Origin of the sequence: Gottfriedia sp. NPDC056225 (assembly GCF_042267765.1) — a bacterium.
GTDB lineage: Bacteria > Bacillota > Bacilli > Bacillales > Bacillaceae_G > Gottfriedia.
The window spans coordinates 1-14,618 of record NZ_JBHJTJ010000046.1; the positions used below are offsets into that span (position 1 = coordinate 1).

Genomic DNA, 14,618 nt, shown 5'->3' on the forward strand with positions numbered 1-14,618 from the left:
TCGTAAACCTATTAAAATCCTTCTTCCACTAACCTGCCATTTTGTTGAATAAAAAAAGCCGCATATAAGCAGCTCGTGTTCTTCAACTATTGCATCAGTTAGTTACTTAAGGATAAATGAAACTATGATAATAATAAAACCAAGAACACAAGTACTAATGATGCCATTAATCTTCTTATTTAAAATCGATGGGTTTATTTTTTCAATTATAAATAAAGTTAAATATGACAAAACACCAACAAATATAGGATAGATTACAATTTCATATTGGAAATGTAATTGCAATTTATCTTTAATAAAATCTGCAAATATCAATGACAATATTCCAATAATACAAATAATGCATGCTCTAGTCGTTTAATATACACTTAATATTGAAGCGAATTCTAACTGAATTACACCTAGACTTAACAATTAGCATTTTACATAAATGATTGTTAAACTACCAGGATTGACGACATTATAGTCTACGATACGGAACCCATTATTAAATAAGCATTTATTTACTTCTACAAAAGAGGTAACTCCTTGAGGAAAACAAGCACCAGAAGCTACTATATTACTTTGGAATACATCAATAAATGTATCAGCAATTGGAATCCATTGAAGAGTAACCGTATCTCCAGAACATCTATTTTTAAGAGCTTGTCCCTTTTCATCATTTGATTCTGAACATTTGCAATTTCCCATTATATTCACCTCACACATTTATATGTCAATATATTAAACTCGTCCAATAAAGAGACGAAGTTTATAATAAAAGATTTTCCTACTACAAAGTAATTAGCACTTCACATAAATGATTGCCAATCTACCAGGAGCGACAACAACATCAGAAGCTACGATACGAAATCCTTTATTAATTAAGCATTCATTTACTTCCACAAAAGACGTTACTCCTTGAGGAAAACACGTACCAGAAGCTAATATACTACTTTGAAATAGACTAAAAAATGTATTAGTAATTGGATCCCATTCTAGAGTAACCGTATCTCCTGAACAGCCATTTCCATGGGCTTGTTTTTGTTCAGACATTGGTTTTGAATCTTTATCTTTTCCCACAAAGCTCACCTCATTTATTATTGATGTTTCATTATATTAAACTTGACCATGAGTGTGACATTATTTACTAAATATCCGCATATTGACGCTAATCAGCAATAAAAAAGCATTCTTTAGTCAGCCATGAATCCTCAGATTCACAACATTGAAATAGTTTTCATTAACAGAGCCTACTTTTTATATGTATTTATAGTCAATAGACCTATTAAAATGCGAGTCAGGCTAACTACCACATAACTTTAATAAAAGATTTTCGGTGCAAAAGTTGAGTCAATAATGATAAAAAAACGGATAACTCGTCCGTTCTAGACTTGTTATCCTTTTTCCACTTGTAATGTGTTAATGGGGTATATCTTCATATGTAAGATTGTTGAGAAAATCAATCTTCTTATCAAGTTTTTTAATTATATCCTCTAATTCAATTTTTTTTGTAATGATTTCCTTTCTGTAATTTTCCATAAAAGCTTTCCGGGCCTCGACACTAGAAGTTTTGCTTCCGTGAGAATTTTGAAATTGAAGCATATCTTGAATGGGTACACCTATCGAACGCAAATAACCGATTAATGTAAACCAATCTAGATCAGTCTGCTTATAAATTCTGTACCCGTTTTGATCACGATCAATCTCGCCGACCAATCCAATTTTTTCATAATAACGCAATGTATCAATACTCATATTTAGTTTTTTTGCAGCTTCTTTAATATGATAAAATTTTCCCATGAAATAAATATAACATAATCTCTTGCTATGGAGTAAACTCTACCCTATATACTTCACTATACATTGATGAAGGAAATGAGGGAGAGTAAATGAAAACACAATATACAAGTATGAACGATAAAATTGTACTGGTTTCAGGAGGTACTTCTGGGGTAGGAAAAGCTACAGCGATTGGAATGGCGAGGTTAGGGGCTAAGATTATAATAATTAGTCGAACAAAAGAGAGAGGAATCAAAGCACTTGAGGAAATCGCACGTACAACGGGTAATAATCAAGTTGAATATATTCTGGGAGACTTATCTTTATATAGTAATGTGAGAAAAATTGTAGAGGTTTGTCAAGAAAGATATCCGCGTATAGATGTCTTAGTTAATGCGGCAGGAGCCATCATAACCAAATCAGCTCGAACATCTGAGGGAATTGATCAAAGTCTAGCCATTAATTACTTTAGTCATTTTTGGTTAGCGACAGAGCTAGTAAATCTTTTAGAAAAAAGTGAAAACGGACGGATTATAACGGTAACCGGTCAACCAATTTTTGTAAAATATTCTCCCATTATTATTCCTACTGAAGACATGTCAAAGAAAGAAATGAAGAAGCTTGCTTCTACGGGAACTCTTGCTATGAAAGTATTGTTCACGAAGGCTTTATCCAAAAGATTAGCTAATACCAATGTAATTGCCAATACTTTTCATCCAGGCTTTGTGCAATCTGAGTTGGGAAGAGATTTACCTTTCCTTCTAAAATTGATAGGAAATTCCTTGAACTTCATAGGTGTTCGTGAATTAGAAATCGGAAAATTTTTGGCTTCGGCAGCCTCTATTGCAAAAGTGACAGATTCATTTTTTGATAATAAAGGGAAACGGATCGATTTACCCAGTAAAAAATATAATGATGACTATGCTGAACGGATTTGGGTATATAGCATGAATGTTACAGTAAAATTTAAAAAAGAAGTATAGAAAAGTTTAAGGCACCTATAATGTAGGTGCCTTAAACTTTATAGGATTATTTTATTGTCGCTACATGCATCCTCGCTTCAATCTCATTAATAGCGCCATCTCTTTCAATGAATAAAAAAATCTACTTTTATAAGTTTTCTTTATTTTACTAATCTTCCATTTAGTCACCCATGCAGCGCAAGAGCTGCACCACAGACCATTATACCTAAAAGCATTTGAAAAGATAGCTTGTCTTTTATGTTCGTAGTACTGGTCTTTATTTAATCCAAGATCAGGATAAATATTTATGTCTTTTATTCTATTTGGAGACAAGTATCTCTTTTCGATTATCTCACGCTCAATATCTTTATTTTCCGTTATCATCTAGCCATTTCATTGTGACTTCAATTATTTTATCTTGTTGTTGTTGCGCTGTAATTGTAGCTTTTTTATCTCCTTTTTGTTTGCCATACATCCCAAATTGACCATGATTACCACCTAGCACTTCATACATAGCAGCATCCTTTGATAATAAATGCTTTGTTTTGCTAATTTTTGACATTGTAGACAATCCATCATTTTCTGCATATAACGATAACATGGGTACATTCAGATTAGAAAAGTCATTAGTATTACTTGGATAAGCTCCAAGAAAGATAATACCTTCTATCTTGTTCAAATTCTTATAGGCATAAGAAGCAGCCGCCACTCCCCCAAGTGAATGCCCACCAACATACCATTTCTTAATAGATGGATAACTTTTCATTATCTGATCTGCTTTATTCACATCAAAAATAGCAAAATTAAACTTAACACTCGGTATAATAACCGTGTATCCATCTTTTGCTAGTCCTTGAGCATAATAACTGTAAGCTTCAGGTTCAACCTTAGCTCCAGGATATAAAATGATTCCAGTTTCTTTATTTTTCATTGGTTCAAAAACGTCCCAATGGTGCTCACTATCTGTATTCACTTTACCGACTAATGAGTACATCTCTTTTGAAGGAGCATATGTCTGTTGTGACCAAATATAAAATCCCCCAACAGAAAGGAATAGTAATACAACTATCCCAATCATGCTGTACTTAATAATATTTTTCATTTTCATCATTTGCCCCACTTTATTATTTGTTATTCAAATCCTTATAATTAGACGGACTGATGGACATTTTATCTCGTAATGACTAGTGCCTACATTATTTAATTTTTAATTGATAATACCCCATCCTCCATATAATAGACTTTGTCACAATAACTTAGCATTCGTTCATCGTGGGTTACCATGATTGCTGCTTTTTTTCTCTTCCTTACCTCACTAGCAATTAATTTTACAACTTCATGAGCTCTGTTTGAATCTAAACTTGCAGTAGGTTCGTCAGCTAGTATAATACTTGCTTGATTAAATAGTGCCCGAGCAATTGCTACTCGTTGACGTTCACCACCAGATAATTCATTTGGCATTTTTGTCAACTTATTACCTAACCCAAGTTCAGTTAGTATGTTAACAGCATATTGCTGGTCATTTTTAGTAAACTTTCCAGCCATTTTTTTTATTAATATGAGCTGATTATATACAGATAAGTAAGGAATTAAGTTTGATGATTGTAAAATAAACCCAATTTCATTTAAACGAAAGTCTGCAAGTTGTTTAGCATTTAACGTTGTTACATCCTGATCATTTACACTTACTATTCCTGAAGTTGGTTTTAATAATGCGCCAATTATTGATAATAATGTACTTTTACCAGAACCAGAAGGACCAACAATTGCAACCAACTCTCCAGAATTCACAGTAAAAGAAACTTCTTTTAAAGCTGTTACAATCGAATGCCCCTCTGTATATTGTTTAGAAACTTTTTGTAACTGAATACCACTCATTTATTCCACCCTCCCTAAAGCTGTTAGCGGATCAATTTTAGTAATTTGTCTTACAGAAATAATTGAACTTAATAGGCTAATTACTAATAATCCTAGTGCATATAATCCTACAAGTTTAGCATCTAAATCAAAAGGCATATTTATTGGAAATGCAAGAGCAGTCAAATAAGTTAATGCAATACCAATCACAATCCCGAAAAATGATAAAATAAATACCTGTGCAACAATAGCTTTCGAAATAAACTTATTGGATGCTCCAATCGCCTTCATTACACCAAATTGAGCTGTTTTTTGAATTGTAATAACATAAAAGAAAACAGCTACGATAAATGCTGAAATTACGATTAGGAAAACTAGCATCATTAAAATTGTTCCATTTTCTTCTTTATACCCTGGCATCCCTTTTACAGCTACTGTTTTTGTTACTGTTTCTATCCCATGAACCTCTTTATCTAACTTAGCTGCATCCAATTGTGGTGCTTTTAAAATAATTGCTTGAACAGGATTATGAATATCATTGTCAGATCCTGGTGCGGCATACTGATAATCTCTCCAAGTATTAATATCCATAAATAATACAGGTAAATGATTAAATGTTTCATTCTCTACAAATCCCATAATTTTTAACTTCATTTTTGAATTTGAAACAAGTAATTCATCCCCAATTTTGTATCCCGCATCTTTGAGACTTATATTAGCTAGAACACCAAACTTCTTATCAGTTGAAAGTTGTTTTCCTTTGATGACGTTTGGTTCAATAAACGAACCCTTTTCAATTCCTATTAATGTTACATCCGTTTTTTTACTACTATCTTCAGTTTTTTCTTTGGATACAGATGCAATTGATGATCCAAAACTTGCTGCTTCTGTTACTTCTTTGTTTTTCCGAATCTCATCAGTTAAATCAGCAGATATAATTGATTTACTAAATGTGGCACCAGCATTTTTTTCATAAATAACATAATTAGCATTTAAGTTTTTAATTGTAGCTGCACTTAAAGTGGATAGACCATTTCCAAGCCCAGATAAGATAAAAACAAGCCAAGCAATTAAAATAATAATAATACTCATCATTAAATAACGAAATTTTGCATGCTTTAATTCCTTTATTGCTAAAAACAAATCAATCACTCTCCCTAAAATAAGTAACACATATGTCACTTTTGAACAAAAAAAATAACTTATATGTTTTCTACAATATATAGTATACATATAAGTTACACTAGTGTCACTTATTTTTCATTATTCCTTTTAAAATTAAGTTTTTCGTATAGTCCTTAAACTTTCCATCCTCTAAACCCGAGTGATTAGGTATTGAAATACTTTGAAAAATAAAACCCAGTAAAAGTTCATTAGGTATATCCATTTCAATAAAACCTTCCATTTTTCCTTGTTGTATAATATGGATAAGAGGCATATATAATTCTCTGTGCATTTGAGACAGCTTCTGTTTTTTAGTTTCTAAATGTGGAGCATCTTTTGTTGGTATGATTTCCTGCATCCCAAGTATTAAATGTAAATCCTTGTACATAAAAATTTTTTGCAATAATAAATCAATCTTTTCCAGAAAAGTTTGTTCCTCTGGAATAGACTTAAAACTAGTCAAAACGTTGTTCATTTCCTCAAGCATAAAATCCAATAATAATTCATCTTTATTTTGATAGTATTTATAAATCGCTGCTCTTGAAACGTCTAGCATCTTTGCCAGTTGCCCGATAGTGAATCCTTCGTACCCAATTTGTAAAATTAGTTTTTTAGTGCAAAGGAACAAATCTACTGAATTAAATTTTCGATCTCTCCCCATTTTTTTCCCCTTCTTTCAGTATATTACTTATATTTGCCTTTTTATCCATTTCTAATTAATTTGATTCTTTACAATAAATAACTTATATAACAATTACTTCATTTACACTGTTCCAATTAAAACTTTTATTGAAATTTGTTCTAGTTCTTCAATTAGTTTTTAGTACCTTCAATAATATATCCTTCTATCAATATTATAACATTACTTATTGAACTTAACCCACGATTATTAAAAAGGGATTATTTTCAACCCATAACTTTTTTAAATATCATATTCCACTAAACTGCCATTATGTTGAATAAGGGAATGAAAAAAGACCACAATTTGTGATCTTTACTTTTTCTTATTCAACTAAAGCATTGCGTGTGCGGCCGAGCCTAGGTCGTATCATATAGCGGGTGGGATTCCCGTCGAGAAAGAACTAGCCATTCACTCGTAGCGAGTCTTGAAGGATTAAAGGTAACTTTAATCTTTAAGCGTAGACAGCTAGGTTGCGGGCCGAAAGCCAAATGGTTGAAGGGATTGAGCTTCGAAATGTTAGTAAATCGAGAGGGCTGATGCCTTACGCATAGCAGAAAGCAACATTTTACCTTTCATTAAAGGCAAGAGGGGTAAAACCTCTCCGGAGTCAGAGACCTTGGCACGTAACACATTGATATGATACGGCAACTCTGGAGACCCTACCGGCCTTTTCATTTAATAGAAGAGTATGGTGTACAAACGATAACAAGTAAGGAAACCAAATGCCGATGTAGGGAGTCGGATAGCAGCGTAGTACCTATGAAGTTGGGTAATGCCGATGGAGGAAAGGCTGCTACCAAAGTATCACCCTTAATAGGGACACATTTACTACACACAGAGGTAGAATAAATGGAAACAAAACTATTAAGGATAGTAGAATTAGCAATATTTAAGATTGCTACATTCTGTGAATGATAAGTTGGAGGAGCCGTGTGCATTAATAGTGCAAGCACGGTTCTGGGAGGGGGTGGAGTTCAATTTACCGCAAGGTAAAGAGACTCCATTCTACTCGACTAGTTTAATAAGCAAAGTTACTATAAAGCAGCTTTTGACATATAGGAATATTACTTTTGTTTGAAGAATTCTACATATTTCTTATCTTCATTAATAAAACATCTTCCCTCAGATTTTTCATTTGCTAAATCAAAATAGCTTCTTGCAGCGCTTATATCTCCCATTTCATAAGTTACTTTTCCTGATAGAAATTCTCTTTCCCCTGAGTCGATTCTATCAAGACCACAGCTATAAATTACATCAGCCCATTTCTTAGCTTCAATAAAATTATTAATCAGGAGATTGGTCTCACTTAGATATAAAGCAAAATGATAACTATCTTTGTAAATACCTTTAGGCTCGGGTATAGCATTCCAGGCTTCTAGGAGGTAATTTATTGAGTCTTCGTAGTTTCCTAAATCGAACTCCTCGTTACTCTTGTCAAAAAGTGAAGATATTCCCTGTTCAAGATTTGATATTTTCAACCTTAATTCCCCCTATATTAGTTCTTGAATTAGCTTTATATACTTTAGGTCTTCCTCTTCAAATATGTCCTGACCTTCCAACATATAAGCTTTCAACAAATATTCCTTTGCCTTTTCTTCTTCATAGGTTTCATATAAGTTTTGACCCAATCTCAGTAGTATGAAAGGATTTGCCATTCCTTCAGGACAATTAAAAGCATCATAAAAATAATTCTTTGCTTCGTGATAATCCTCAAGATGAAAATACACATCCCCAAGTGCGGTAAGTACCCAAGTGCTAGCTTCCCATAAATATTTAGGGTCAGGTATTAGTTCTAATGCATTTTTGTATTTCTTAATGGCACCAACATAATCTTGAGCTTCAAATAAAGCATAACCTTCCTCAGAAAGTTCAACTATTTTATCATAGATTTCATCACTAATTTCCATAAGTCCTCCTCTTAAACACTAGCTTTATTTTAATTATATAGGTGATATTCAAAAAAATCTTATTCAACTAAACTGCCATTTAGCCACCCATGCAGCGCAAGCGCTGCACCACAGCGAATGAAAATATATGGAAAGTGTCTATACTGATACTGACTTTATCCAGTCAACTGTAATCATTAGGCTTTTTATATAACTCTACTCTTTTTTTAACGATTGATCAGAGTTTTCTTTAGTATTGTTATTTATCTATTTATGAAGAAACTAATTTTCATGGTAGCTCCATAAAAAAAATCGACTTTTCAGCCGACCAAGTTGTTCAACTAATACATGCGTTAGCCATCCATGAATCCTTACATTCACAACAGTGAATGAAAATGAATCAGGCTTATCAAAAATAGAATAATATGAGTCACATATTTTTTTTATTAAAATTATTGATAAACTATTAGCTGGTTTAGTTACAAAGCAATTACACCTTTATGATTATCTAATAATTAATTTTACACCTTTTTCATGTAACTCTTTGCTTGGCTATTGCTTGATTATAAAAAACTAAACAAATTCATTCCATTAATTTTTCGGCCAACTTTATAATTGATATTTACTTTACAAGTTTAGTGCAACTGTAACGATACTGCTTTTTTCAATTGTTGAAAAGGTTCATAGTTTCTTTTAATATTGATTAGTCCATATACGTGTATACAAGCTTATACGCTCGTTCTTTGGTTAACCTGCCAAGTGAATTCAAATATTGAACATTTTCAAATGTTCCACCTTGGTACTTAGCAGCTTCTTTTTTAGCAATGCTTTCTTTCTCTTTAACCCATGTTCTTTCTTCACCCTTTAGATTAGAAGCGTCAGAAGATGGCAACATTTTCATTAGAATTTGATAAATTTCATTTAATGCTTTATCCCATCTATTTAATTTCTCTGTTTCAGCTTGGGTTAATTCAGAGGTTATGCCTTTTTTATAAAGGTAATCTAAATCAGACATGCTTTTATCAATTTTATTTAATTTTGTCAGATATTTTTTTTGAAGATTTACTTTATTTTTTTCCGCATTACCTTTATCTGTACTTTTTGACTCATTTTTTTCAACAGGTTGATTTGTAGCAGTAGAACCTTTTGAGTCGTCCGTCTTTGAAGTAGTATTATTAGGAGCGGTATTAACTGCTGTATCAGACTTTTTCAAATTAGCAGTTGAATTATTGATAATCGTATTTAATTCGGTTCTTAAGTAATTTGGTACCGATTTTTCATTTAATAAGTCATTACCTTCCTTAATTGCTTCATCCCATTTTTGTTGTTCATACAAATCTTTCACTTTATTAAATTCTACCAGTTTTATGTATATCTCTTTTGTATTAGTATCATCTGGCTTTTCTTCTAATGCTAATTCATAAGCTACTTGAGCTTTATCGTATTCACCTTTCCTTAAGGCCTCGTTCCCTTTTTTTAAGGATTTATCATACGCTTCATTACTACACCCTGCCAATAAGAATATTACAACTACTAAAATTAATTTTTTCATTTAAAGCCTCCTTCTAGCTTTGCATTGTTCATTAATTTTGCTTAATAGAATAATTAAACAGGTATCCACTACAAAAGCAAATGTTATTTACATGGAGAAGGGATTTCTCAAATAACATTTTAATTACAAGTAAATCGGTAATTTAATCAATTAATTCTAAATTAATCGTTAGTGTATCTTTACCTCCCTTCACTACACTTGAAATATTTCGAATATTACTAGAAGCATTATTTGTAGAATCCTAACTCTAGCTTCAATCATTTAAAAGTATACGGAAAAACTCAAATGGAAAGAATAGGTAATTTCTCCTCAAAATTCCAATTAATATTTTTTTAACAATTTAAACATATTAGGTTAAACATTTTTTCAAAGAGCCCTCTAAGCCTTTAGAGGAAGCATTGACTTTATATGAAAAAACCACATTTGAAATCAATCAGAAGACATTTAAATAAAATAAAACGGACTGATTAATCAGTCCATTCAAACTGGATAATACCGGTTAATGCTTGTTTTTAATGGCTGAACTATTCCTGCATTAAGATTTGCATATTCAATTGCTTCAGTTGAAGCAAGATTTAGTTTCTGCATAATTCATATATGCCAATAACTCGCCCTGCTTTGTTTCTCTCAATGATCTTCTTATTAACTAATAATCTTCTATTCCTTATTCAGCAAATGGGAAGAATAGTTGCAAAAGAAAAGAAGGAAATGATGTTCATTTTATTGAAATAAGTGAATTAATATTTGGTTAAAACAATTTTGTTAAAATTCAGCTGATAAGTGAGGAAAAAAATAATATTCTATTTTGATCTAATATACTCTTATGAAACTATCCTGTAATTTACTTCAATAAAAAATAAAGTAGGGAAATCTCTCACGAGACTCCCCCCTTATCAAACCGTACGTGCCCTATTAAGGCATACGGCTTACCCATATGTTAGTATGATTATCAAGAGGATGCGTTCCAGGCATTTTGCATCTTTTGGACTCTTACAGGGTTGAAATATTCTTCACCTTTTTCTTTTGCTCTCTTTAATTTACTTAGATACTTTCTTTTAGTTTCAGCTTTCATTTCATTTAGATAGTCATTAAGAGTGTAGTTATAAACTTTGTTTAGATAAAGCCAATAGCTAGAAATTAATTTAATGCTTACAAAATATCTATTATTCCATTTACTTCGCATCTTCAATTCTTTCCTTTGATTAGGATGTTTATGAATAAATGCTACTCTTAATCTCTTTCTTATATAACCATCTATTGATGATAAAATCCATCTCATCTTTCTAGTTACACAATGACTCTTCTGTCCCAGTTCCTCATTCGCCTTAATCGCATTGACTATCGTTACATAGTAATTAACTTTACCTCGTATGATAGGATTTACTCGATTAATCCATTCTTCTTTACTAAGAGTTAACATTTTTCGTGTCTTCTCTTTAATTTTCAATCGGAAGTCTTTAATTGATTCTTCTTTGGGAGTTACATGAAATTCAGGTTTCTGATTCTTTTCATTTGTTCTCCAATGATGAAATGTAAATCCTAAAAAGTCGAAACTATCTTTCTTAAAGTCAACAATTCTTGTTTTCTCTATTGAAATTTCTAGTCCTAATTCATTCAACTTTTCTTTAGTCAAGGTAGCTGCCTTATCTATTAATTCCTTTGATTTGGCAAACAAAAGAAAGTCGTCCGCATAACGGACAAAGCGAATTCCATTTAGGTCCCATTCCCAATCCAGTTCATTAAGATAAACATTGGCTAGTAGAGGTGAAATTACTCCACCTTGGAGTGTCCCATAATCAGAGTGAATAAGTTTCCCTTCTTCCATATGTCCAACCTTTAACCATTGTTCAATTAGACTTAGGACCGTTCGGTCCGATACGTATTTCTTTAATACTCCAATTAGTTTCTTGTGTGGAATATTATCGAAGAAACCTTTTATATCACAATCGTAAATATGATTGTATCCTTGTTCTATATTCCATAAGATTATTTGAAGAGCTCTTTGTACTCCTCGATTTGGTCGATATCCTACTGACCAATTATGAAAAAGTAGATCCTCAAATTTTGGTTGTAACACGTTTACTAGACTCTGTTGAACAATGCGGTCTTGGATTGTCGGAATTCCCAAAGGTCGTTTCTTTCCATTTTTCTTTGGTATGTATACCCTTTTAACTGGTAGTGCATTATAGGTCTTTGTTTTCAGCTTTTCAAGTAATGACATAATATTTTCATTCAGGTTGGATTCATAACTTTCAATTGATTCGCCATCAATACCACCTGTTCCTTTATTCGCTTTTACTTGTTCAAAGCTTTGTGTTAATTTTCGGTCGAATAATAATTGACCGTAAACACTATGTAGTTTAAATTTCCACTCTTGATTCATTACATATTCCATGCCTTTCCTTGATGTTCATTCAAGCAGTTTTACCTCGGTAACTTGATTGTTAACATTACATCTTTTCCATGACTTGGAGCCATAGGTCGTTCCCCTTCCGTTCATTCGATGTTATGGTCATCGAACTACTCCCGTGTAGAGTCGAAGGAGGTCGGCGATAGCCTTCCTCCGTCCGCTCAATCAAACGGATCGTACAGTTTTCCCGTAATCCGCTTTCCTTTATGTCATCCTTTGGATGCAACTTTAGATTCTATATCTGGAATTAATGAGATAAGATTAACAAGTTTGTAATTCGAATAAAGTTTGGATTCGTGTAGTTTCTTCCAACCCATGTTTCGCCATCTTTTAAATCGATGGCTCCATATTCGTCTTACAATCCAGCGTTGGAGTTTATTGAAGAGTTTTCTAACGTGAGCTTTACGATAATAGTTACCCCATCCTCTTATGACAGGATTGATACCCTCTATTAACTCATATAAGCTTAAAGGAATCTTACGTTTAGTACGGCTCCGTATAGTTTCCATGAATCGTTTTACTGATTTCTCAGTAGGAATTGCGTAGATGTTCATAATATTAGGTTGCTTTTTGATTTTATGGCGAAAAAGTTTAAGTCCTTTTCCTTGTTTAATTTTATAACCTAAAAATTCAAATCCCCATTTAATATGTGTAATTCTGGTCTTCTCAGGGTGGAGTGTTAATCCAATTTTTGACAGTATTTTTCTTGCATCATTTAATGCTTTCACTGCGTCGTTTCTTGTTTTACAGAGTACTACCCAATCATCGGCAAATCTTGTAAGCCGATACCCTTTATCAACCATTTCATGGTCAAATGAATCTAGATAGATATTACTGAATAACGGACTGATTACCCCACCTTGCGGTGTGCCTTGTGTGGTCACATGTTTCTTTCCTTTTTCCATATAGCCGGCTATAAGCATTTGCCTAATGAGTCGTAAGACTCGTCCATCACTTACTTTTTCCGCAATTTTATTTATTAACATTTCATGTTGAACATTCCCAAAGAAATCCCTCAAGTCTGCATCTAGGACCCATTCGTAACCATTTATAATGTCTCGGTATATCTTCCTCATAGCTTGATGGGCTGACTTTCCTGGTCTATATCCAAAACTACAATCACTAAAAGTTGGTTCGAATATTGGTTCAAGACGGTTCTTCAATGCTTGTTGACATACTCTGTCCCGTATAGATGGAATTCCAAGAGGTCTCTTTTCGTTAGATTTATTTCTTTTTGGAATGTTAACTCTTCTTACCGGTAATGGTTTATATGAATCATTTTTCAAGTTATGATGTAGTTTGTCTAGTTCTTCATACATTGAGTTTTCAAAATCGCTAATACTTATGTTGTCGATTCCTCCACTACCTTTGTTTACCTTAACTTTTTCCCATGCCATTAGTAGATTTGTTGGCTGGTCCACCTTATCTATTAAGGAATGAATCTTTCTTGTTGTACCGTTATTCGTCATTGATTTTGTGTCCTCCACTTACAAGTTTAGGGTCTTTCACAAAGGGAACTTTCCGTTCTTGTTCGTTTTACTCGCAAAACTAATTCTGAAATTTTAGTTCCATAAAGCAAGCTGCCTTCCCCATCTATTTACCTTTTTAATAAATAAATGACATCTCTAGTAGAGATGCTCCAGACGTTTTTGTTGTTCGTCTGTTTAAGTACTATTCAGCTCTCCGACTTCTCGCAGTGCATTTGTGTCCATTTCGGGGTTTCCTTATAGTTCACATTACTGGAATTCTGTGATTTACTTTAGTGAATGACTGTCACAGAAACATTCATTCCGGCTTTGTTTAATCACTTGCCCTAATAAGTGTTAAAGTTCCAGACACTACGAGATCTCCATGGGTCACTACGTTCATCTTCCATGCCATGCCGCCCGCACACACCTTGGTACGATGGGTGGACTAGTAATGCCTTCGCCTCCATAGTGCAGGCTCGACCTTGCCCCATCTTTGGCCGACCGGTTCGCATTTCGGGTCGCCCCGTTTCACTACGGCCTGGTATTTCTCCTCAAGCCCTTCAGACTCCACCTCACGATGGACGCCCTGCCCTCTGATGATAAACATCAGCCCTTGAGACATTACTCCCAAGTTTGGATATGAATCTCCTAGTCCGAGATTCAGTGGGACTTTAACCCACCTGATAAACGTGCTGCCACGCACGCACTATGAAAACGTCTGACTTCTCCACCCATTCTTCATCACTTCGGATTTTCCTTATAGATTAGAACCCTGCCTGTTTGGTAAGGTGGAGACCTCACGGGGGCATCGTATATTCCTTCAAGACATACCCTGCACCATCACGTAATAAGCCACATTTTTCTCGCTCTGACTT

13 protein-coding genes and 1 pseudogene are annotated in these 14,618 nt (G+C 33.4%); 1 reads left to right on the top strand and 13 read right to left on the bottom strand.

The features are described from left to right. Positions 1 to 414: 414 nt before the first annotated feature. From ACFCYN_RS20890 to ACFCYN_RS20900, 3 genes are all read right to left on the bottom strand, one after another. A complete protein-coding gene (locus ACFCYN_RS20890; protein ID WP_375951502.1) occupies positions 415 to 690 on the bottom strand; it encodes a hypothetical protein in 276 nt (91 codons plus the stop codon). A 93-nt stretch (positions 691 to 783) separates the two neighbouring features. Further along, positions 784 to 1,062: a hypothetical protein gene (locus ACFCYN_RS20895; protein ID WP_375951504.1), complete on the bottom strand. Its 279-nt coding sequence runs from the start codon at positions 1,060 to 1,062 to the stop codon at positions 784 to 786. 339 nt (positions 1,063 to 1,401) lie between these two features. Then, a complete protein-coding gene (locus ACFCYN_RS20900; RefSeq protein ID WP_375951506.1) occupies positions 1,402 to 1,782 on the bottom strand; it encodes a MerR family transcriptional regulator in 381 nt (126 codons plus the stop codon). Between the two features lie 89 nt (positions 1,783 to 1,871). Here ACFCYN_RS20900 and ACFCYN_RS20905 point away from each other — a divergent pair, with 89 nt between their 5' ends. Beyond that, positions 1,872 to 2,744 carry an SDR family NAD(P)-dependent oxidoreductase gene (locus ACFCYN_RS20905; RefSeq protein WP_375951507.1) on the top strand — a complete coding sequence of 291 codons (873 nt, stop codon included), beginning with the start codon at positions 1,872 to 1,874 and terminating at the stop codon, positions 2,742 to 2,744. A 346-nt stretch (positions 2,745 to 3,090) separates the two neighbouring features. On the opposite strand, the gene ACFCYN_RS20910 is transcribed toward ACFCYN_RS20905, so the two are convergent. From ACFCYN_RS20910 to ltrA (ACFCYN_RS20955), 10 genes and pseudogenes are all read right to left on the bottom strand, one after another. After that, positions 3,091 to 3,834 carry an alpha/beta hydrolase gene (locus ACFCYN_RS20910; protein WP_375951509.1) on the bottom strand — a complete coding sequence of 248 codons (744 nt, stop codon included), beginning with the start codon at positions 3,832 to 3,834 and terminating at the stop codon, positions 3,091 to 3,093. Positions 3,835 to 3,923: 89 nt separating this feature from the next. Beyond that, positions 3,924 to 4,601 carry an ABC transporter ATP-binding protein gene (locus tag ACFCYN_RS20915; protein WP_375951511.1) on the bottom strand — a complete coding sequence of 226 codons (678 nt, stop codon included), beginning with the start codon at positions 4,599 to 4,601 and terminating at the stop codon, positions 3,924 to 3,926. After that, positions 4,602 to 5,723, bottom strand: coding sequence for an ABC transporter permease (locus tag ACFCYN_RS20920; RefSeq protein ID WP_375951513.1), 1,122 nt, complete (start codon positions 5,721 to 5,723; stop codon positions 4,602 to 4,604). A gap of 106 nt (positions 5,724 to 5,829) precedes the next feature. Beyond that, the gene (locus ACFCYN_RS20925) at positions 5,830 to 6,405 is read right to left on the bottom strand and encodes a TetR/AcrR family transcriptional regulator (RefSeq protein WP_375951515.1); all 576 of its coding nucleotides are present in this window, start codon (positions 6,403 to 6,405) and stop codon (positions 5,830 to 5,832) included. 1,085 nt (positions 6,406 to 7,490) lie between these two features. Next, positions 7,491 to 7,904, bottom strand: coding sequence for a hypothetical protein (locus ACFCYN_RS20930; protein WP_375951517.1), 414 nt, complete (start codon positions 7,902 to 7,904; stop codon positions 7,491 to 7,493). A 12-nt stretch (positions 7,905 to 7,916) separates the two neighbouring features. Continuing rightward, positions 7,917 to 8,333, bottom strand: coding sequence for a tetratricopeptide repeat protein (locus ACFCYN_RS20935; protein ID WP_375951519.1), 417 nt, complete (start codon positions 8,331 to 8,333; stop codon positions 7,917 to 7,919). Between the two features lie 682 nt (positions 8,334 to 9,015). After that, a complete protein-coding gene (locus ACFCYN_RS20940) occupies positions 9,016 to 9,864 on the bottom strand; it encodes a lysozyme inhibitor LprI family protein (RefSeq protein WP_375951521.1) in 849 nt (282 codons plus the stop codon). A gap of 489 nt (positions 9,865 to 10,353) precedes the next feature. Then, a pseudogene (locus tag ACFCYN_RS20945) lies at positions 10,354 to 10,476 on the bottom strand (SpoVR family protein); the annotation flags it as partial. A gap of 337 nt (positions 10,477 to 10,813) precedes the next feature. Then, positions 10,814 to 12,247: a group II intron reverse transcriptase/maturase gene (gene ltrA, locus ACFCYN_RS20950; RefSeq protein WP_375951522.1), complete on the bottom strand. Its 1,434-nt coding sequence runs from the start codon at positions 12,245 to 12,247 to the stop codon at positions 10,814 to 10,816. 236 nt (positions 12,248 to 12,483) lie between these two features. Next, a complete protein-coding gene (gene ltrA / locus ACFCYN_RS20955) occupies positions 12,484 to 13,743 on the bottom strand; it encodes a group II intron reverse transcriptase/maturase (RefSeq protein ID WP_375951524.1) in 1,260 nt (419 codons plus the stop codon). Positions 13,744 to 14,618 lie beyond the last annotated feature (875 nt).

Coding starts and splice junctions, on each gene's coding strand:
- ltrA (WP_375951524.1), bottom strand. CDS start 13,743: ATGACGAATAACGGTACAACAAGAAAGATTCATTCCTTAATAGATAAG.
- ltrA (WP_375951522.1), bottom strand. CDS start 12,247: ATGAATCAAGAGTGGAAATTTAAACTACATAGTGTTTACGGTCAATTA.
- ACFCYN_RS20935 (WP_375951519.1), bottom strand. CDS start 8,333: ATGGAAATTAGTGATGAAATCTATGATAAAATAGTTGAACTTTCTGAG.
- ACFCYN_RS20925 (WP_375951515.1), bottom strand. CDS start 6,405: ATGGGGAGAGATCGAAAATTTAATTCAGTAGATTTGTTCCTTTGCACT.
- ACFCYN_RS20900 (WP_375951506.1), bottom strand. CDS start 1,782: ATGGGAAAATTTTATCATATTAAAGAAGCTGCAAAAAAACTAAATATG.
- ACFCYN_RS20890 (WP_375951502.1), bottom strand. CDS start 690: ATGGGAAATTGCAAATGTTCAGAATCAAATGATGAAAAGGGACAAGCT.
- ACFCYN_RS20915 (WP_375951511.1), bottom strand. CDS start 4,601: ATGAGTGGTATTCAGTTACAAAAAGTTTCTAAACAATATACAGAGGGG.
- ACFCYN_RS20910 (WP_375951509.1), bottom strand. CDS start 3,834: ATGATGAAAATGAAAAATATTATTAAGTACAGCATGATTGGGATAGTT.
- ACFCYN_RS20905 (WP_375951507.1), top strand. CDS start 1,872: ATGAAAACACAATATACAAGTATGAACGATAAAATTGTACTGGTTTCA.
- ACFCYN_RS20940 (WP_375951521.1), bottom strand. CDS start 9,864: ATGAAAAAATTAATTTTAGTAGTTGTAATATTCTTATTGGCAGGGTGT.